This is a genomic window from Tumebacillus lipolyticus (genome assembly GCF_042682745.1).
GTDB lineage: Bacteria > Bacillota > Bacilli > Tumebacillales > Tumebacillaceae > Tumebacillus_A > Tumebacillus_A lipolyticus.
The window spans coordinates 803,425-821,954 of the sequence record NZ_JBHUIO010000002.1; the positions used below are offsets into that span (position 1 = coordinate 803,425).

Annotated in this window: 20 protein-coding genes, 1 riboswitch and 1 other annotated feature; all 20 genes read right to left on the bottom strand. The window is 54.6% G+C overall.

Annotated elements, in window-relative coordinates; all coding sequences use genetic code 11:
• Positions 1 to 24: 24 nt before the first annotated feature.
• The 20 genes from ACFSOY_RS02960 to ACFSOY_RS03055 all read right to left on the bottom strand — a co-directional run bounded on the left by ACFSOY_RS02960 (position 25) and on the right by ACFSOY_RS03055 (position 18,429).
• The gene (locus ACFSOY_RS02960) at positions 25 to 432 is read right to left on the bottom strand and encodes a M67 family metallopeptidase (protein ID WP_386044031.1); all 408 of its coding nucleotides are present in this window, start codon (positions 430 to 432) and stop codon (positions 25 to 27) included.
• A 6-nt stretch (positions 433 to 438) separates the two neighbouring features.
• A complete protein-coding gene (obgE, locus tag ACFSOY_RS02965; protein ID WP_386044032.1) occupies positions 439 to 1,725 on the bottom strand; it encodes a GTPase ObgE in 1,287 nt (428 codons plus the stop codon).
• A gap of 15 nt (positions 1,726 to 1,740) precedes the next feature.
• Entirely contained in the window at positions 1,741 to 2,334 is a 594-nt protein-coding gene (locus ACFSOY_RS02970; protein ID WP_386044033.1) for a Spo0B domain-containing protein, read from the bottom strand.
• Positions 2,335 to 2,464: 130 nt separating this feature from the next.
• Positions 2,465 to 2,767: a 50S ribosomal protein L27 gene (gene rpmA, locus ACFSOY_RS02975; RefSeq protein WP_386044034.1), complete on the bottom strand. Its 303-nt coding sequence runs from the start codon at positions 2,765 to 2,767 to the stop codon at positions 2,465 to 2,467.
• Between the two features lie 32 nt (positions 2,768 to 2,799).
• The gene (locus ACFSOY_RS02980; protein ID WP_386044035.1) at positions 2,800 to 3,123 is read right to left on the bottom strand and encodes a ribosomal-processing cysteine protease Prp; all 324 of its coding nucleotides are present in this window, start codon (positions 3,121 to 3,123) and stop codon (positions 2,800 to 2,802) included.
• 17 nt (positions 3,124 to 3,140) lie between these two features.
• The gene (gene rplU / locus ACFSOY_RS02985; protein ID WP_386044036.1) at positions 3,141 to 3,449 is read right to left on the bottom strand and encodes a 50S ribosomal protein L21; all 309 of its coding nucleotides are present in this window, start codon (positions 3,447 to 3,449) and stop codon (positions 3,141 to 3,143) included.
• Positions 3,450 to 3,460: 11 nt separating this feature from the next.
• Positions 3,461 to 3,536: a sequence feature (ribosomal protein L21 leader region), on the bottom strand.
• Positions 3,537 to 3,611: 75 nt separating this feature from the next.
• Positions 3,612 to 5,300: an Rne/Rng family ribonuclease gene (locus tag ACFSOY_RS02990; protein WP_386044037.1), complete on the bottom strand. Its 1,689-nt coding sequence runs from the start codon at positions 5,298 to 5,300 to the stop codon at positions 3,612 to 3,614.
• Positions 5,301 to 5,384: 84 nt separating this feature from the next.
• On the bottom strand, positions 5,385 to 6,278 hold the full coding sequence (locus tag ACFSOY_RS02995) for a M50 family metallopeptidase (protein ID WP_386044038.1): 894 nt from the start codon (positions 6,276 to 6,278) through the stop codon (positions 5,385 to 5,387).
• A gap of 15 nt (positions 6,279 to 6,293) precedes the next feature.
• Complete coding sequence (locus tag ACFSOY_RS03000) at positions 6,294 to 7,193, bottom strand: peptidoglycan DD-metalloendopeptidase family protein (RefSeq protein ID WP_386044039.1); 900 nt, start codon at positions 7,191 to 7,193, stop codon at positions 6,294 to 6,296.
• Positions 7,194 to 7,314: 121 nt separating this feature from the next.
• Entirely contained in the window at positions 7,315 to 8,112 is a 798-nt protein-coding gene (gene minD, locus ACFSOY_RS03005) for a septum site-determining protein MinD (protein WP_386044040.1), read from the bottom strand.
• A 17-nt stretch (positions 8,113 to 8,129) separates the two neighbouring features.
• Positions 8,130 to 8,807: a septum site-determining protein MinC gene (locus ACFSOY_RS03010; RefSeq protein WP_386044041.1), complete on the bottom strand. Its 678-nt coding sequence runs from the start codon at positions 8,805 to 8,807 to the stop codon at positions 8,130 to 8,132.
• Positions 8,808 to 8,864: 57 nt separating this feature from the next.
• The gene (locus tag ACFSOY_RS03015; RefSeq protein ID WP_386044042.1) at positions 8,865 to 10,766 is read right to left on the bottom strand and encodes a peptidoglycan D,D-transpeptidase FtsI family protein; all 1,902 of its coding nucleotides are present in this window, start codon (positions 10,764 to 10,766) and stop codon (positions 8,865 to 8,867) included.
• Between the two features lie 92 nt (positions 10,767 to 10,858).
• A complete protein-coding gene (mreD, locus tag ACFSOY_RS03020) occupies positions 10,859 to 11,368 on the bottom strand; it encodes a rod shape-determining protein MreD (protein WP_386044043.1) in 510 nt (169 codons plus the stop codon).
• An 8-nt stretch (positions 11,369 to 11,376) separates the two neighbouring features.
• Complete coding sequence (gene mreC / locus ACFSOY_RS03025; protein WP_386044044.1) at positions 11,377 to 12,252, bottom strand: rod shape-determining protein MreC; 876 nt, start codon at positions 12,250 to 12,252, stop codon at positions 11,377 to 11,379.
• A gap of 39 nt (positions 12,253 to 12,291) precedes the next feature.
• The gene (locus ACFSOY_RS03030) at positions 12,292 to 13,326 is read right to left on the bottom strand and encodes a rod shape-determining protein (protein ID WP_386044045.1); all 1,035 of its coding nucleotides are present in this window, start codon (positions 13,324 to 13,326) and stop codon (positions 12,292 to 12,294) included.
• Between the two features lie 85 nt (positions 13,327 to 13,411).
• Positions 13,412 to 14,116, bottom strand: a complete 705-nt coding sequence (gene radC / locus ACFSOY_RS03035; RefSeq protein ID WP_386044046.1) for a RadC family protein — start codon at positions 14,114 to 14,116, stop codon at positions 13,412 to 13,414.
• Between the two features lie 5 nt (positions 14,117 to 14,121).
• Positions 14,122 to 14,721 (bottom strand): Maf family protein, encoded by a 600-nt coding sequence (locus ACFSOY_RS03040; RefSeq protein WP_386044047.1) that lies wholly within the window; start codon positions 14,719 to 14,721, stop codon positions 14,122 to 14,124.
• A 223-nt stretch (positions 14,722 to 14,944) separates the two neighbouring features.
• Positions 14,945 to 16,366, bottom strand: coding sequence for an aspartate ammonia-lyase (gene aspA, locus ACFSOY_RS03045; protein WP_386044048.1), 1,422 nt, complete (start codon positions 16,364 to 16,366; stop codon positions 14,945 to 14,947).
• 64 nt (positions 16,367 to 16,430) lie between these two features.
• Positions 16,431 to 17,306 (bottom strand): glycoside hydrolase family 191 protein, encoded by an 876-nt coding sequence (locus ACFSOY_RS03050; RefSeq protein ID WP_386044049.1) that lies wholly within the window; start codon positions 17,304 to 17,306, stop codon positions 16,431 to 16,433.
• Between the two features lie 113 nt (positions 17,307 to 17,419).
• Positions 17,420 to 17,508, bottom strand: a riboswitch (cyclic di-GMP riboswitch).
• Positions 17,509 to 17,547: 39 nt separating this feature from the next.
• Entirely contained in the window at positions 17,548 to 18,429 is an 882-nt protein-coding gene (locus ACFSOY_RS03055; RefSeq protein WP_386044050.1) for an SPOR domain-containing protein, read from the bottom strand.
• Positions 18,430 to 18,530 lie beyond the last annotated feature (101 nt).

Sequence of the window (18,530 nt, forward strand, 5' to 3'; positions counted from 1 at the left end):
ACGAAAGAAGTGGTAGCGGGGGTTTCATTTGTGTGCGCGATGCGCTCCTGAAGTCGAGCTGCTGGCAGACAAGCTGATCTGATACGCTTTCCACACCGGCTGATCGGATCGAAAAGAGACGATTATGCACCACAATTCTGGGTACATCCATTCCTGTCGATCGCGCAAGGAAGGAACCGCTTCCGCAGTCGGATGGGAATGCACCAAGGCGAGCGGCACCATTTTGCGCGCCTGTGTCTTCGCCAGCGCATCGAGCCACTCTTGTGGGTGGACTCGATAGCTGACCTTCGGCCGTTCCGCCACGTTTTGCAACGGCAACCAGTCGAGCACATCAGCTTCTCTGCCGATCCACAGACCGACTCCCTCAAACGGCAATCGCTGTTGCAAGTCGGAAATGGTCTGTTCGATGATCGAGTCGGATACGCTCAACATCGACCGCTATTCGACAAAATCGAACTCGTACTCGCCGATACGAATCGTGTCTCCGTCTTGCGCCCCTTTTTTCCGCAGCGCTGCATCGACACCTTTTTGTTTCATGATCCGCTGGAAGCGTTTGACTGAATCGTACTGAGTGAAGTTGGTCATCACGCAGAGCTTTTCGATCCACTCGCCGTTGACCACATACACCTCGTTATCTCGGGTGATCCAAAACTTGTCCGAATCCTCTTCCAAGCGGTATACTTTCCGGTCGGGCGTCTCCTCGACTTCCTCCAGCTGCGGTTCGATCACCGGAGCTCGATCTAACGTATCGGCCACTGCGAAAACGAGTTCACGCAGCCCTTCGCGCGTCGCGCTGGAGATCGGGAAGATCGGATAGTTATCGCCCACCTGCTCGCGGAATCGCTTCAAATTCTCCTCCGCTTCTGGGACGTCCATCTTGTTCGCAGCGATCAGCATCGGTCGAGCGGCCAAGCGCTCATTGTACAGCTCCAATTCACGGTTGATCGTCACAAAGTCTTCATAGGGGTCTCTGCCTTCTGTCCCCCCCATGTCCAACACATGGACGATGACGCGCGTACGCTCAATGTGGCGCAGGAACTGATGACCCAGCCCACTGCCTTGACTTGCTCCCTCGATCAAACCTGGCAGGTCAGCCATGACAAAGTTGCGGTCATCCCCCACATCGACGACGCCAAGGTTGGGCGTGATCGTCGTAAAGTGGTAGGCGGCGATCTTCGGCTTGGCTGCCGACACAGAGGAGATCAGCGTCGACTTGCCAACGCTTGGGAACCCGACCAACCCGACATCTGCCAACAGCTTCAGCTCCAAGTTGATGTAGCGCTCTTGGCCTGGTTCGCCCTTTTCGGCGATCTCCGGCGCTTTGTTGTACATCGTCGCAAACCGCGTATTGCCACGGCCGCCGCGACCGCCGTGCGCGATGATCAACTTTTGACCATGTTCGACCAGTTCGCCGAGAAATTCATTCGTATCCTCATCGGTCACCACCGTACCTGGCGGGACTTTTATGTACATGTTCTCCGCGTTGGCACCATGCTTGTTGCTCGTCTTCCCATACTCGCCTCGCTCCGCTTTAAAGTGACGCTTGTATTTAAAGTCGAGCAGCGTGCGCAACCCTTCATCAACTACCAATACTACATCGCCGCCCTTGCCGCCATCACCGCCGGCAGGACCGCCTTCTGGAACGTATTTTTCACGCCGGAAGGAGACGATCCCGTTTCCTCCGTCGCCACCTTTTACATATACTCGCGCTGTATCTACAAACATCTCGGTCACCTCAGCCTATTCTTGCACTTGAAAGCGAATCGAATATTCGATTCCCGCTTCCTCCTGATGCTGTTTCATCACGATTCCTTGCGGAGCCCAAGCTTCTCCCCAGCGAGAAAAGTCTGGAACATCCTCAATATGTTCGGACCTGTCATAGTGCCAGCCGATCTCGAACGCTTGTCCCCACAGGACGATCGAAAGGTCGAGTCTCAGTGGTTCGAATTGTCGCATCGAATGTTGTCCAACCATATTGAGGAGGTCAAACAGCAACTCCGCCGCTTTGCTTTCGATCGACAGCGTAGGCAGTTCGGCCTGTTCACACGTCGCATGCACCTGCAACATCGGGTAGCAAATATCGCGAGACAATACGACATATGAGATCATCGAGCTTGCGATCGCCGACATTTCGGTGTGCCGCCTCGCTTCGGCGATCAAGTTCTGAATCGGCCCCTGCAGACGATCATACTTTTTCATCTGTGAATAGGAGTGGATCAACTGAACCTGATTCATCAGATCGTGGCGGTATGTTCGCAACACCTCAAGGCTGTCTTCCATCAAACTGCGAAGTTCCAGCATTTTAGTTTGCTCCGAAGGAAGTTTTTGATTCATGATCAATTCCTTTCCTCACCGTAGTTCCAACTGTGCTTCTTACACTTCGACAACCGGTAAAGAATTCCTTTGGATCGTCCTATAAAAAAAGCGACTCTCCACGAGGGAGAATCGCTTTTCGCAAAAGCTCTTACGCTTCGACAGCTTCTGCAACCACGACCGGGTATACGCTCACTTTCTTCTTGTCGCGACCCATGCGCTCGAAAGCAACACGGCCCTCAACTTTTGCGAAGAGCGTATCATCGCCGCCCTTGCCGACGTTCAGACCCGGGTAGATTTTGGTGCCGCGTTGGCGAACCAAGATCGAACCAGCGGTGACCACTTGACCGTCTGCACGCTTAACGCCCAGACGCTTCGAGATCGAGTCACGTCCGTTCTTGGAGGAACCTACCCCCTTCTTAGACGCGAACAGCTGAAGGTTCAATTTAATCATGTGTTCCACCTCCGATACTGTGGACTGTGCCCTTAACGGGACTTTTCGGTTAATTTCACAAAGTCTGGATATGCATCCGCGACTTGACGAATTCCGTAGACCATAGATTCCATAAGCAATTGGAGCTTTTCCTGCTCCACGCCTTGCAAAACAGGTACCTCGCACACGACATCGCCAGGGGCGATCTCGTCATCTGTTGCAACAACCACGCCGAGCAGATGCTCCGACGAGTTGATCGCATTCGTGACCAAGATCGAGACGGCCGCACACACGATATCATAACCGGGGTCGGCAGCTCCCGCATGTCCACGCACAGAAAACTTGGCAATCCTGCGTTGTTCGTCACGCCAAATCACCGAGGAGATCATGCGAATTACGCGTTGATCTTTTCGATTTGAACTTGGGTATACGGTTGGCGATGACCTTGCTTACGACGGTAGTTCTTCTTGGACTTGTACTTGTAAACGAGGATCTTCTTCGCTTTACCATGCTTCAGGACTTTCGCAGTAACGGTCGCGCCAGCAACAGCCGGGGAACCAACTACCACGCCGCCTTCTTTGGAAACGAGGAGAACTTCGTCAAAAGTAACAGCTTCGCCTTCAACGTTGAGCTTCTCAACGAAGATCACATCGCCCTCTGCTACTTTGTACTGCTTGCCACCAGTCTTCACGATTGCGTACATTGTGTGCACCTCCTATTACTCAGACTCACTACTCCCTAGGTAGCCATGATCGGCATTTCAACCCGGGCTATGTGGTTACAGCGTGCACGAACTATAAAACTACAGAACATCACGCTACTAGCGTATAGTATCATAGTAGGCAAGATGATGTCAACGAATGTATCACCGAGGATTGTCGATCAAGATCGCTTTGGCGTACGTGCGGAACACCTGCGAAATTTTGACCAGCACCGTCTCTCCCACATGCATGCCACCATCTTGCACATCGAGCACATAGCCCTCAAAGCGAGCGATTCCATCGCGACCGTGATGGGCATGCGGCTCATCGATCTTCGCTTCCAGCAGTTGTCCGATCTGCACCGGAAGCGCTCTCATCTCAACTTCCGCCACTGTGCCCGCCCAAAGGATGCGGTGCTCCGCGATATGCAGGCTCTCCCGCCCTTTGATAAAGATGCGCTTCTTCGTTTCTCGCTCCAACCGCTGCAGGTTGTGCCCGCTCGGACCGATCAACTGCGCTGCCACCGATGGGTGCGATTCGATCAACACCGCATCATGCTCATGCGAAGCGAGGTAGCTGATCAGCTCTCGCTCGATCCGGGCGGCGATCGTCTCTTCCGCCAATACTTTGCCCCTGCCCTCACAGTGGTGACAAGGGCGCATCAGCACTTCATCGAGCGACTGGCGCACTTTTTTGCGGGTCATTTCAATCAGTCCGAGCTGCGTCATCCCGAGCACATGCGCGCGCGTGCGATCTTTCTTCAATTGAGCTTCAAGCTCGGCCAGCACCAGCTGCTTGTTCGCCTGATCGCGCATGTCGATAAAGTCGATGATGATGATCCCGCCGATATCGCGCAACCTGATCTGGCGCACCAGCTCGCGCGCCGCTTCGAGGTTGGTTTTGAGCACCGTCTCCTCAAGCGAGGTGGAGCCGACAAATTTGCCTGTGTTGATGTCGATCGCCGTCAGCGCCTCCGTATAGTCGATCACCATAAAGCCGCCCGACTTGAGCCAGACTTTGCGCTTGAGCGCCTTCTCCAGATCCTGATCAACGCGGTAGAGGGCAAACAGGTCCTCCTTGCCATGATACAGCTTGACACGCTCCTGCAGCTGAGCGGAACCACCTTGAAGCAATTCTCGAACAGCTTCGTACGCATCGAGGCTGTCCACCCAGAACTCTTCGACATCTGCCGTAAAAAAGTCGCGCACCGAGCGGCTGATCAGATCGAGATCACGGTAGATGATCCCCGGCACTTTTACCGTCTTCGCCTGTTTTTGCACCCGCTGCCACTGGGCGTGTAAAAAGGAGTAATCGTTCAGGAACTCCGCTTCATCAGCGCCCTCTGCAGCAGTGCGGACGATCACGCCGGTGCTGTCATCGCGAATGCGCTCCGCGATAACTTTGATCCGCTCGCGCTCCGCTTCCTTCTCGATGCGACGAGAGACGCCCACATAGGGAGCGCCCGGCATCATCACCAGGATGCGCCCGGGGAGCGTCAAGTTGGTCGTCACGCGCGCCCCTTTGCTTCCGACCGCCTCTTTGCTCACCTGTACGATGATCTCCTGCCCTTCGCGCAGGAGTTCACCGATCTTTGGCTTGCGCTCAGGTGCCTGTTCACCAGGCGAGAGCGAGAGGGCATCATCTATGTATAGAAACGCGTTTTTCTCAATGCCAATATCGACAAACGCAGCTTGCATGCCAGGCAGGACGTTCGCAACGCGACCTTTGTAGATGTTTCCGACCACGCCTTCCCCATGGCTGCGCTCCAAATAATACTCAACTGTGCGACCGTCCTCCAAGATGGCCACGCGCAACTCACGTTGATCGGTTGAGACTAGGATTTGCTTGCGCATCTGCACATCCTCCTTTTCGCACCGGTTCCTTCATCGCCTACACTTCGACAGCATTTCCCGATTTCCTCTTCGCCTCAGTTGCGCTCAAGTATAGCGCCGCTCCGCCAACTGACGCAATGTGATCCGCATTCCGTTCTCTTCAAAGACACTATTCACCAAATCATCTTCCATTAAAACCACCGTCACCTTTTTTTGCTCGTTCAGCACATAGATCATGTGATAAGCGTCAGGAGCAAATCGTTCGATCACATCGCGCACTCGCATCGACTCAGGAGCTGCGAGCGTCCGCACCTCTTGGGAGCGCATCCGCTTGTCCCGCCGTTTCGCATCGAGAAATCGAATAACATCCACATGCATCTGTTTGCGAAGCTCCCAGGCGGACAGGAGCAGAAACGCGCCGAGCATCAGGAAACCGATGTTAAAATACCCCACCCACAGCGAGACGAGCCCGATGATGATGAGCAACGCTGCCATTGCATAGGACATGCGAATCGACACCTCCGTAGCTGCGCGAAACCCCCGCGCTTTTGATGCGGCTGCGCGAAGAATCCGCCCGCCATCGAGCGGCAGTGCGGGGAGCAGATTGAAAAAGCCGATCATCAGGTTGCCTTTGATAAAAAATTGGGTCAGCCACTCCGACCAAAGCCCTGCGCTGTGCAGCAAAGCGGCCACCATGATCATCAACAGGTTGTTCAGCGGGCCTGCGATCGCGATCGCCACTTCATGCGTCGGGTTCCACCCCATCGCACCATGCTCAAGCTTTGCCACCCCGCCAAATGGCAGCAGGACCATCTCGCGGATCTTGTAACCGTAGGAGATGGCGACCCACACGTGCCCCAGCTCATGGATGATGATGATCGTAAACAGCACGAGCATCTCGACAGCCAAGCCGGCTGCGATCGACAGGACGCAAAGCAGCAGGAACAGGGGATGGATTTTTACTTTCATGCCGAACGGTCGAAACATGCGCAGATTCATGATTGCACCTGCGACCTAGTTTACTTCTGGAAGCTTCAAGATGTCAGCCGGGTTGAGGAATTTATCTTCCACCTGGTAGGCAAAGAACAGCTCGCCATGCTCGCCTTTTTGGGACAAGCCGCCAATTTTTTGACCGCCCTCCACCCACGCATCTTGCTTCACATCGACGGTGACCAGATGACGGTAGATCGTCTTGCCTGTCGTTCCGTGTGAGATGGTGACCGAATAGTCTTCGCTTCCTTCCTTTTCCACCTTTTCGACCACACCTTTTGCTACCGCGCTCACGTCCGCGCCCAATGCGGTCGTAAAAGTGACGCCTTGCTGTTCGTTGCCATCGTACGGCAGCTTGACCTCTCCTGTCACCGGCAGCACAAACTTCAGTTCAAAGTCTTTCGGTCCGGTGCTGGCAGGAAGCGCCGTATCTTTCGTCACATTTTCTTGCCACCAAGCGGAAAGCGCGGAGATGTCGGTGTCTTCTGATAGCGCTTGCGTTGTAAACGTCTGCACCTTGTTGGCGAGCGGTGACTCACTTTGAAAGGTAAAATAGAGCACAGTGGTCAGGGCAACCGCACCGAGCAGTTGCATCGCACGGTGTGTGGACAGCTTCGGCTCGTCCCCGACCCCTGCGAACATTCGACGCCCGCTCACCGAATAGCTGTTGGACGGGGCAGTGTCATATAGTTTCGAGTGGTGTCCGCGAGCGCGCAAAAAATCTTCGTAGCTGCGAGGGTTGTTGCTCGGCTGTGAAGAAAATTCCGGCTTGGCGGTCATCACATCCCAATCATCATCCCCTGCCGAAAAGAGCGAAGACCGGGTGGTGTCCGCATATCGATCGATTCCTGGTTGACGCCAAGGCACCGATGTCACCTCATCAGACTGCCGTCTGCTTTTTTTCCAAAAATCCCATTTGATCATCGTTCCTCGTACCCCCTCGTCCACATGACGTTCTCTCCCATCATATGAGCGGGCACAGAAGTTTATGAGATCGAAAAACGAGCCTGCCACTTGGCAGACTCGCTCTCTTGATCCTCATTCGCTATTTTCCAAGTCCGATCATTCGCTTGACTTTGCCGAAAAATCCGGGTTGATCTTGCAGGTTGAGCAGGGGTACCGAGTCGCCCAAGATTCGGCGGGCGATGTTTCGATAGGCCATCCCCGCTTTCGCATTCGGGTTCATCACGACCGGATCACCGGCGTTTGCCCCTTTGATCACACCATCATCATCCGGCACAACCCCGAGCAGGTCGATCGCCAGCAACGAGACGATCTCATCGAGATCGAGCATCGAGCCATCTTGCACCATATGCGGTCGAATGCGGTTGACGATCAACTTCGGCTGGTTGATCTTCGCCGATTCGAGCAAGCCGATCACGCGATCCGCATCGCGCACAGCAGCCGCTTCCGGATTGGTCACCACGATCGCCTTATCCGCACCGGAGATCGCGATCTTAAAGCCCTGTTCAATGCCTGCCGGGCAATCGATGATCACATAATCAAACTGCTCTTTTAACGCTTCGATCACAACTTTGACCGCATTCGGTGTCAGCGCGGACTTATCTTTGGTCTGCGAAGCGGGCAACAGGAAAAGGTGGTCGAAACGCTTGTCTTTGATCAACGCTTGCTCAAGGCGGCACTGTTTGGAAACCACATCGACGATATCAAAGATGATTCGATTTTCCAGCCCCATCACGACATCCAAGTTGCGCAGCCCGATGTCCGTATCGACCATGCATACTTTTTTGCCAGACAGTGCGAGCGCTGTACCGATGTTCGCAGAGGACGTTGTCTTACCTACACCGCCTTTGCCCGAAGTAACTACGATTGCCTCTCCCACTTTGTTCGTTCCCTCCTCTACAAATCACGGGACCTAATGCTATATAGATGGCTGAGCTTATCAACCGCCATTTGTCGTTCGCGCAAATAGGCAAATTCCATCTCCGTCTCCAAAGGTTGCGCTTCACCCGTATCGGGAGCCCGAGAGATCACATCATGGATTCGCAATTGTGAGGGTTGAAAGAAAACGGCTGCGATGATGGCGTTCTCATCACCGGCGCTTCCTGCATGCGCCATACCGCGCAGCGTTCCCATCACAAAAATATCACCTGTTGCCAACACCTGACCCCCAGGGTTGATATCACCGATGATCACAATATCGCCGTCATGCTCGATAAGCTGTCCCGACCTTACCGTCCCGTAATAGACGCGCTGCGATCGCCTCTTTTCCAGAAGCATCGCATCCAAGACAGATTGAAACTCTTGGATGAGCAGGTTGCCGTGAGCGGAGAGCTTTTTGCGAATCAACTCTTCCTGTTCAGAGGAAAACTTGCGCGCTCCAGTCTGAACGGTCACTTTTATGATCGGTCCGACCAGCAGTTGACGGTGAGTGCCGTTCATCTTCTCTTCCAGATCCACAAGGATCTCATCCATAGAACACTCATCATGTAAGATGAAGACCAGTCCATCACGGATGCCCTTGATCGTCACGGGCGTTCTGGTTCGTAGCGCATCACATCCCGTTTGATGTCCCATGCCGATCCTCCTGTTAAAAACACTCGCCTTGCACCCTAACTACTTCGTGAAATCTTTCTATTTTCCTTCACTTATCGTCAGTTGTTTCTGTTCTTTCAAAGTGAAGAAGGCGTCGAACATCTTTTGAGCGATCGGACCGACACTATCATATGAGTGTGAGTTCGCTTTGTTATCCGGAATGATGATGGCGATTGCCACTTGCGGGTTGTCGTAGGGCGCGTAGCCGACAAACAGGGAGTTCTCCGTCCCGCGCCCAGTCTCTGCCGTACCTGTCTTGCCGGCGACCGGATAGCGGAAGTTGTGCAGAACCGAGTAGAACGTGCCGTACGGCTTCTCGACCACATCTCTCATCCCGCGCTTGACGAGGTTGATCTGCTCTTGCGTATAGGGCAGCTCATTGAGCACTTTTGGTTCGATCTTTTGGACCGACTTGTTATCCGGACCGATGATCTCGCTGACGATGTGCGGCTCCATGCGCTTGCCGTCGTTTGCGATCGTCGAAACGTATTGGGCGAGTTGCATCAGCGTGTAATGTTCCGACTGGCCGATCGAGGCGTAGGCCAGATCGGCCGGGTTTTTTTCTTCGGTGACCGAGCCTTCCACCTCGTAGGGCAGGTCGAGCCCAGTCTTCACCTTTCCCAAGCCAAACTCAGCATGGTAGGCCAAGATCTTCTTCATCGATTCTGGCAAGTAGGAGCTCAAGAAGGTGTTGACTTCCGAGTTGTTCATAAAGTCGTTGTATTTACCAAGTTTTTTAAAGATATCGATCATGAAGACGTTCGATGAGACGGCGAGCGCTTTCACCGGGTCTACATAGCCGAGCGCTTGCCAAGAGGAGATCATGTTCGGCTTCCCTCCGGTCGTCCACCCGACCTGAATGGCGCCCGAGTCGGTCAGCCCGCTGTATGGGGAGATCACGCCCTCTTTTAGCCCGATCAGCACGGACGACATCTTGATCGTCGAACCTGGCTGATAGGTCTGCTGGATCGCGCGGTTCATAATCCCCGGCAGGATCTGCTCGTTGTACTCTTTCGTGCTGAACCCTTTGATGTACAGATTGGGATCGAAGTCCGGATAGCTCGCCATCGCCAAGATCTCCCCCGTCTTCGGGTCCATGGCGATCGCCGCTCCGTGTTCCACCGTATTCACCGATCGTTTGAGCTCCACCAGCTGTTCCTTCAGCGCCTGCTCGGTCGCCGTTTGCAGATCTTTGTCGATCGTCAGGATCAGGTCATGCCCTTTGACCGGCTCTTCTGTGCGCTTTTCTTGGAGCGGTTGGTAATAGCGGTTGACCTCGACTTTCAGCGTGCCGTTGCTGCCGTGGAGGTACTCCTCATACTGCTTCTCCACGCCGGCCCAGCCGACGATCTCGTTTTGTTCATACCCTTTGTCTTTAAATGCTGCCCAGTCATCCTCGGCGATGTTGTTCAGATAGCCGAGCACATGGGATGAGGAGTTGCTATATCGATAGTTGCGGATCGGTTCTACGACCACGTTGATGCCCGGCAGCTCATTCGCATGCTCTCTGACATATGCCACCTGGTACGGCTTCGCATCGGAGATGATCTTCCGAGCGATCGTCAGACTGTATTTTTCCGCTTTCGGGTCCATCTTTTCATACATCTCTTCCGGGGTCATCTCAAAGATCTGGTACAGCTCCCCGATCAAATCCATATGATTTTGCCCAACGCCATTTAGCACCTGGTAGGTGATCGTGAACGCTGGCTTATTTCCGACAAGCTCGACCTTATCCCGGTCATAGATGCTACCGCGAGGCGCTGGAATCGACAGGTTGATAAAACGGTTGGTCTCCGCGCTCGCCAAAAACTTCTCTCCTTTGGAGAGCTGGATAAAGCTCAGTCGAAAGATCAAGACGGCGAGCGAAAAAAAGATGATCACAAACAGCAAGCTCATTCGCTTCGACGTTCCGGAAAGCTTCTCTTTGTCTTGATTGGTCACGCCATATCCTCCTCCCCCACAACATTAGCGAAAAGAGCCACGAAGGCAGCGCAAAACTTGACGTTTCGCTGTTCCACGTGGCTGATAGACAACTACAACGATTCTTCTGGCAGCTTTCGACTGCGCTCCGTTCCGAGCAGACGCAAGGACGGAACATACAGCAGCAGGGCGAGTATTCCGTTCCATATCATGATGCGAACCGTATGCGTCACCGCCGCCAACAGGTCGACATGCGCATATCCGAACAGGCGGCTCAAGCCATACGCGGCCAGATCGGCGACGAAGGAATAGCCGAGCATGATCAGGACGGCCATCACCAGTTGACGCGACCAGTAGGTGCGGAATGTCATGCCAGCAAAATAACCGACCGACGCGTACGTGTACGCATACAGTCCGAGATAGCTGCCGAACAGGATATCCTGGATCAGACCGATCACAAGCCCCGAGTAGAGCGCAACAAGCGACCCGCGCAACATGGCGACATAGAGCAACAAGACCATGACGAGGTTCGGGGCAACAAAGGAGAACGGTTGCACCTGCAGGACGGTAGACTGGATGATCAGCGCTACCATCATGGTGAGCAAAATCAGCACCAGATGCATCGACTCACCTACCTCGCATCAGACTTAGACTTTTTCACAACATAGAGATACTCCAGGCTCCCGAGGTTGGCAGCCGGTTGAATCTCCGCCGTCTGAGTCAGTCCGAGCTTGTCTTCTTGTACGCTCGCGATCTTGCCGATGTAAAGGTTCGCCGGGAAGATGGTGTAAGCGAGGCCGGATGTGACGACATTCTGGCCCTTCTCAACCTTCGTATCGAGCGTGATGCCCGTCATCTCGACCAAAATTTTATCCGTATGCGAGAGGTCGTTGGTCGCGCCGCTGACGATGCCGTAGGCGATGTTTTTCTCGTCGTTGTTCAGCACCTTTGCAGATATCCCCATCCGCTCTTTATCGGTGAGCAATAACACTTTGGAGTGATAGGGCGTCACTTCGTAAACGCGACCGACCAGACCTTTGTTGGCAGTGATGACAGCCATGTCTTTCTCGACGCCGTCCTTACTCCCCGCGTCGATGGTGATCTCTTTGTTCCAAGAGGAGGGGCTTCGTCCGACCACATTTGCCGACACCAGTTCGAACTCGCCGGAGATGTCCTTCAGCTGAAAGAGATCCTGTTTTAGTTTTTTGTTCTCTCGCTCCAACACATCGATCTGAACGGCCATCGAAGAATGTTCGTTCAGATTGGCTTTGAGCTTGGCGTTCTCCTCGTAGAGCACCTTGATGTTCTTCACATCCTCAAAGAAGTCGGCGACATGATGCACCGGTGCGTAGATGATGCCTTGCACCCAGCCGAACGCATCGATGAGGAAAGCTTCCGGCCAAGTGGGTTTCTCCCTCTCCCGCAACGTAAGTCCTACCAACGCGGCGAGCAAGATGAAACTGGCGAGGAGCGCCATCATTCTCTTGCTTGTAAAAAATCGGGTCACCCGTTACCCACATCCTTTGTAACGCCTAGTTGGGCAGGATTAGCGAACACGCCGCTTTTTGGAGTCGTTGCTCTTGAAGAGATGGCTGTAATCAAGAGACTTGCCCGTACCGATCGCCACGCAATCGAGCGGGTTCTCCGCCACGAGCACAGGCATCCCCGTTTCGCGGGAGAGCAGTCGATCGAGGTTGCTCAGGAGCGCACCGCCACCGGTGAGCACAATCCCGCGATCCATAATGTCGGCAGCCAGTTCGGGCGGCGACTTCTCCAGGGTGATCTTCACCGCTTCTACGATCGAGTTGACCGTATCGGCCAGAGCTTCTGCAATCTCCGTCGATGTGATGGTCAGCGTCTTCGGCAGGCCGGTGACAAGGTCGCGACCGCGCACGTCGATCGTCTCCTCCTTGTCGGACGGAATAGCAGAGCCGATCGTCATCTTCAGCTCTTCTGATGTGCGATCCCCGATCATCAGGTTGTACGCCTTTTTGATGTATTGAATGATCGCTTCGTCCATCTCATCGCCTGCGACGCGAATCGAACGGGAGGTGACGATGCCGCCGAGCGAGATGATCGCAACTTCTGTCGTACCGCCACCGATGTCGACGACCATGCTGCCGGTCGGCTCGCCAACTGGCAGACCCGCTCCGATCGCAGCTGCCATCGGCTCTTCGATCGTCTGCGGATCGCGTGCGCCCGCCTCGCGAGCCGCATCTTCCACAGCGCGCTTCTCCACAGCGGTGATTCCAGACGGAACGCAGATGACGACTCGCGGCTGTGAAAAGAACAGACCTTTGTTTTTCGCGGTCGCTTGGCGAATGAAGTGGCGAAGCATGGTGGCTGTCGTTTCGAAGTCGGCGATCACCCCATCCTTCATCGGGCGCTCGGCGCGAATGTTGCTCGGCGTCCGGCCGATCATCTGTTTCGCTTCTTCCCCGACCGCTTTGATCTCACCCGTGTCTGTGCGCGTCGCGACAACAGACGGCTCGCGGATGATGATTCCTTTTCCTTTTACATATACGAGGGTATTCGCCGTGCCCAGGTCGATACCCATATCTCTTGAGAACCTGTTAAACATTTTGATTACTCCTTCCCGCTACCTGAGAGGGCAAGTTATGTGAAAAACCGATTATTATACAGCATGCAAAACGGCAGTGCTCAGCTCAGAGCCAGCCCTTTTCTTGCATGCTTATGTAGCAATTTTCGCCGATGATGATGTGATCGAGCAACTCGATCCCCAAAATCTGTCCGGCTTCCACCAGACGTCTGGTCACTTTGACATCGTCAATACTGGGCGTCGGGTCACCGCTTGGGTGGTTGTGCAGGCAGATGATCGAAGCGGCACTGCGCTTCAGTGCGGTCTTGAAGATTTCGCGCGGATGAGCAATTGAGGAGTTCAGAGAGCCGATCGACACGATCTCCTCCCCGATCAAGCGATTTTTCGTGTCGAGATGAAGCACCACGAAATGCTCTTTCAGGTGGAAACGCAGACGATCCATCATGTAGTCGGCCGCATCTGCGGGCGATTCGAACGTCGGTCGCGATTCAGCTCTTACACGCACGACCCGACGCCCGATCTCGATCGCCGCCTTCAGCTCGGTCGCTTTGGCAGGACCGATCCCCGGCAAGGCGGTCAACTCATTCAGATCTGCGTCGATCAGATTGCGGATGCCGCCAAGGCGCTTTAAGATCTGTTCAGCCAGATCGACGGCCGAACAGCCGCGGGAGCCAGTGCGGAGCAAAATTGCGAGCAGCTCCGCATTGCTGAGCGAATCTGCGCCATGGAGCATCATGCGTTCACGAGGACGGTCTTCCTTGGGTATCTCGCGCACCAACACCGGCCGATGAGCATGCACCATAGCGCTCATGCTCGTCACCTGCCCTGTGGCGTTGCGAAGATCTGATACCCGAATTCGATTAAATGATCCGCTACCAACGAGACCGGCAGTCCTACCACATTAAAGTAGTCGCCATGAATCTCGGGGATGAACGTGGCAGCCGCACCTTGAATGCCATAGGCGCCCGCCTTGTCCATCGGGTCACCCGTAGCGACATAGCGTGCAATCAGCTCAGGGGACAGTTCCTTCATGCATACCTCGGTGCCGCGCACGTCCAGCGCTTCGCGCCCGCCGCCCGCTTCCACAAAGGCAACCCCTGTATACACCATATGCGCTCGTCCAGACAACTTGGACAGCATTCGTTTCGCATCTTCCTCATCGACCGGCTTGCCGAGGATCAGCCCATCGCACACGACGATCGTATCCGCACCGATGACAAGCCCGTGAGATAAAGAATTCGCAACTGCTTTCGCTTTTCTGTACGCCAATGCTTGCACGACCTCTCGCGGGTCGATACCCGGTTCGATCGTTTCATCCACATCGCTTACGATCACTTCAAATGACAATCCCAGACCCGCCAGAAGCTCTTTCCTCCGCGGAGATCCGGATGCCAGCACCAATCGCTTTTCTTGCATAGCGGCCTTCGCCTCCATGTTTTGTTTTCCCAAGCACGACTTGAAAGATCGTTTCTGACAACTCTGGAGTTATAGTCTGCCCTGGAAAAGAAAAGCTATGTCCATGCTAATATACTCTTTATCTTGTTGACTGTCCAGAACAGAACACGACCAGAACTTGGTACCAGTTTGACAAAAACATAAGAAAAACCCGCCTCTTCAGGCGGATCTTTCTGATCTACTATCATTCACCAAACAGGAGCTTACTTCCTGCAATGCCTGGAGATGTCATTTCGAATGGGTTTAAGATCACGTCGAGCTCCTCTTCGGTGAGGATGCCGCGCTCCAAGCAGATCTCGCGAACGGAGCGACCGGTCTGAATCGCTTCTTTCGCCACCAGCGTCGCCGTCTCATATCCGACATGCGGGTTGATCGCGGTGACAACCCCCACGCTCTTCTCCACCAGCTCCCGGCACCGCTCGATGTTCGCTGTCAGCCCATCGATCAAGCGCTCGCGGAAGACGACGAGCACATTTTGCAAGATGGAGAGCGATTGCAGCAGGTTGAAGACGAGAACTGGCTCCATCACGTTCAGCTCCAGCTGACCCGCCTCGGACGCGAGCGAGATCGTGTGGTCGTTGCCGATGATCTGAAACGCCACCTGATTGACGACTTCTGCCATCACCGGGTTGACCTTTCCTGGCATGATCGAGGAGCCGGGCTGTCTGGCTGGCAAGTTCAGCTCGCCAAGTCCGGTGCGGGGACCAGATGCCATCAACCTGATGTCGTTGCACATCTTCGAGAGGTTGACCGCGCAGATCTTCAGCGCGCTGGACACTTCGGTGTACGCGTCTGTGTTTTGCGTCGCGTCCACCAGATCTTCAGCTCGCTTCAGGTCGAGGCCGGTGATCGCCCGCAGGTGTTCAGCAACCTTGACGATATAGCGCGGATCGGCGTTGAGGCCGGTGCCGACCGCCGTGGCTCCCATGTTGATCTCCCGCAGGTTTTCAAGCGACCGCAACACCCGATCGTGGTCGCGCGAGATCACGCGCGCGTACGCTGCAAACTCTTGACCCAAGCGGATCGGCACCGCATCTTGTAAGTGGGTGCGGCCCATCTTGATCACCTGATCAAACTCGGTCGCTTTCTCGCGCAGCGCTTGGCGCAGCTTGTCCAGCTGTTCGATCACACCGCCAGCCAGATTGAGGGATGCGATGCGGATCGCCGTCGGAAACACATCGTTTGTCGACTGCGCCATGTTGACATGCGTGTTCGGCGAGCAGTGCAGGTATTCGCCCTTCTCACCTCCGAGCAGTTCGACCGCTCGGTTGGCGATCACCTCGTTCGCGTTCATGTTCATCGAGGTACCAGCGCCGCCTTGAATCGAGTCGACGATAAACTGATCGTAAAACTTGCCATCCAACACTTCGTCAGACGCCTGAGCGATCGCTTCCCCGATCTTTTTCTTCAGCACGCCGACTTCCATGTTCGCAAGCGCCGCCGCCTTTTTTACGGCTGCCAGCGCCCGAATCATCTCCACGTGCGGGGTGATCCCGGTGATCGGGAAGTTCTCGACCGCACGCAGGGTCTGAATCCCATAATATGCATCCTTCGGCACCTCTTTAGTACCGATCAGGTCTTTTTCAATGCGAAATTCTGTCTTCATGATGGGCAACTCCTTTTATGATCCTAGCTTTTCCTCATCGTACCATACTTTAGTTTTTTATCAATTAGAGTTCATCATAACTTTTCTTGATCACTTGACCGATAAAGCCCAGCTTGCTGTTGAGACTTAGGTAGTTGGTCTTCTGCTTGCCGGTCAGACCGACTTCGACGGTGAGCACAGTCAACCCTTGCTCTCGCTTCAAGGCGGTCAGTTCTTTCATTCGATTTTGGCTCCACCGATCCTTATTGACCACCTGCGGATCGAAATCCTCCCAGAGGATTGCGTCGAGGTAGGGAGCGGTACGGTCCTTCAGCTCGGTCAGCCCCCAGTTCTGAACGATCGTCCGCTCTGGGTAGCGGTCGCGCAGAGCTGCCACGAACGCCACCGCTCCGTCGCGCTGACGATCCGAAATGTCGGCCGGCCAGATCTGGTCATCCACATTGCCCATCGTATCGAGGAAGACACCGTGCAACCCTTTCTCCGCGATGTGCGCCGCATAGTCTTTCATCAGCAGTTCTCGATAGTGGTTGCTGTTGATGTCCATCGACCAGCTTTTCCACTCGGTGCGAAAATCGCGCGCTCCCGCAACCTTCAAATAATCTGCATCTGTCGCGCTTTTGAGCAGCTCAGCATCCTGATACTGTTCCAGCACGCTCAGGTATCCGATGACCTTGATCCCTTTTTGCTTCAGCACATCCACCTGCTCCTTCGTCCAGAGGCGGGGCTCGATCACGACCAGATCGTAGGCGGATAGCTTCTCCAGAGCGGCAGGCTTGGGCGTTCCATAAAAAATAGTATACGATTCGATGCTCGAAAGTGAGCTTGGCTTATGTACATCAACCTGAGCGGTCGCCGCACAGGCGACATTTGTCGCAGCAAAGCCCGTCACCAGCGTGACGGAGAGACAAAGGTACGAGAGGTTGCGCATCATGCTGTTCATCAGTTCTACACCCCTTGCTAGTAAATAACGCCCTCTCCAGAAAGAAAAGGGCGTTTCCATCATCCTGTACCGAAACGATCGCCAGCAACAGAGTGTGACAGAATAAGGTCTGCCCCTGCAACCTGGCGATCTTTGACGAACAATCGTCCGAAGACCCATGGCTTTGCGTCCTTGCCTTTCGACAAGTTTGCCCTTTACCGTGTGAGGTTACCCCTATTGTAATGGGGGGCTGACGCTTTGTCTACACGCTTTTCAGCAATTTGGAGACGAGCGATTCATAGCCGAGATAAAAGGCGGTCACTTTGACTTGCACAGCAAACATACCCGTTTCCGCTTTCAGCGCATCGATCGCTTCTGCCAGCGAGCGATGCATGTTTTCCAAGATCGCCTTCTCCTCGCCGCGCTTCCCTTTGTCGAGGATGTTCAAGACGTTTTTCCGCTCCGCCTCAAGTTTGCTGAACGCTTCTTGGATCGAGCTTTTCTGCTCAGCATTTATTGAAGGAAGTACGGAGAGCTGCATCGCACTCGTCGCCACTTGCAGCTCCTGCTTCAGCCCCTCGGTGACCGCTTTGGCGCCCGCCTCCCCCACGCCGATCATGCGACCGGAGCGAGCAGGGATGAGAAACTCTTTCGCATAGTGTTGAATCTCCAGCTTTTTCAGCTCCGCTTCTAGCGGCTGCGCAGCCGCCTTGTCTGCGGTGACAGCGGTGAACACTTGAAACGGGTCCTCGCCGCGGACGACAGTACCAACTCCTTTGTCGGCGACAGCAGCTTGAAGTGCTTCCGCGCGGGCACGCTCCTTGAAAACGCCGATCTGCATGGCGAATAGCGAAACGCCAGGAAGCTCTGCCTCGGCGCTCACCAGCTCCTGCTCACCGCTCTCGGCCGCCGGAGAATTGGCCGAGACGATCGACGCTGACGGTTGAACTTTAAACAAAAACAGCAAGCAGACTCCGAGCAAGGTTCCGGTCAGCGCTGCGAGCAGGAAGGGAAACACGATTTTCTCCTTGCCGAAGACGCCGCTTGACGCGCCGCTCTGTAAGCGAGACGGCAACCTCCTCGTCAACTGAGAGGTGCCAGAGTTTTTGTGATCGATGTTGCCAGCGTTCTGAGGTTTCTCCACGCACACCACTCCTCTTCATTCGAGGGAACCTCTGCAGAGGTTCCCGTCTACTTGATAGAGTCTATGAAGAGCTGTGGTAGGCTATGACAAACGATAGAGCA

What these genes read in the sequence shown, in the direction of transcription:
- ACFSOY_RS03010 (WP_386044041.1), bottom strand. Translation starts at nt 8,807, where the DNA reads ATGGGACATCAAACGGGATGTGATGCGCTACGAACCAGAACGCCCGTG.
- ACFSOY_RS02990 (WP_386044037.1), bottom strand. Translation starts at nt 5,300, where the DNA reads ATGCGCAAGCAAATCCTAGTCTCAACCGATCAACGTGAGTTGCGCGTG.
- ACFSOY_RS02970 (WP_386044033.1), bottom strand. Translation starts at nt 2,334, where the DNA reads ATGAATCAAAAACTTCCTTCGGAGCAAACTAAAATGCTGGAACTTCGC.
- obgE (WP_386044032.1), bottom strand. Translation starts at nt 1,725, where the DNA reads ATGTTTGTAGATACAGCGCGAGTATATGTAAAAGGTGGCGACGGAGGA.
- ACFSOY_RS03030 (WP_386044045.1), bottom strand. Translation starts at nt 13,326, where the DNA reads ATGTTTAACAGGTTCTCAAGAGATATGGGTATCGACCTGGGCACGGCG.
- ACFSOY_RS03000 (WP_386044039.1), bottom strand. Translation starts at nt 7,193, where the DNA reads ATGATCAAATGGGATTTTTGGAAAAAAAGCAGACGGCAGTCTGATGAG.
- mreD (WP_386044043.1), bottom strand. Translation starts at nt 11,368, where the DNA reads ATGCATCTGGTGCTGATTTTGCTCACCATGATGGTAGCGCTGATCATC.
- ACFSOY_RS03040 (WP_386044047.1), bottom strand. Translation starts at nt 14,721, where the DNA reads ATGCAAGAAAAGCGATTGGTGCTGGCATCCGGATCTCCGCGGAGGAAA.
- ACFSOY_RS03050 (WP_386044049.1), bottom strand. Translation starts at nt 17,306, where the DNA reads ATGAACAGCATGATGCGCAACCTCTCGTACCTTTGTCTCTCCGTCACG.
- radC (WP_386044046.1), bottom strand. Translation starts at nt 14,116, where the DNA reads ATGAGCGCTATGGTGCATGCTCATCGGCCGGTGTTGGTGCGCGAGATA.
- aspA (WP_386044048.1), bottom strand. Translation starts at nt 16,366, where the DNA reads ATGAAGACAGAATTTCGCATTGAAAAAGACCTGATCGGTACTAAAGAG.
- rpmA (WP_386044034.1), bottom strand. Translation starts at nt 2,767, where the DNA reads ATGATTAAATTGAACCTTCAGCTGTTCGCGTCTAAGAAGGGGGTAGGT.
- rplU (WP_386044036.1), bottom strand. Translation starts at nt 3,449, where the DNA reads ATGTACGCAATCGTGAAGACTGGTGGCAAGCAGTACAAAGTAGCAGAG.
- ACFSOY_RS02960 (WP_386044031.1), bottom strand. Translation starts at nt 432, where the DNA reads ATGTTGAGCGTATCCGACTCGATCATCGAACAGACCATTTCCGACTTG.
- ACFSOY_RS02995 (WP_386044038.1), bottom strand. Translation starts at nt 6,278, where the DNA reads ATGAATCTGCGCATGTTTCGACCGTTCGGCATGAAAGTAAAAATCCAT.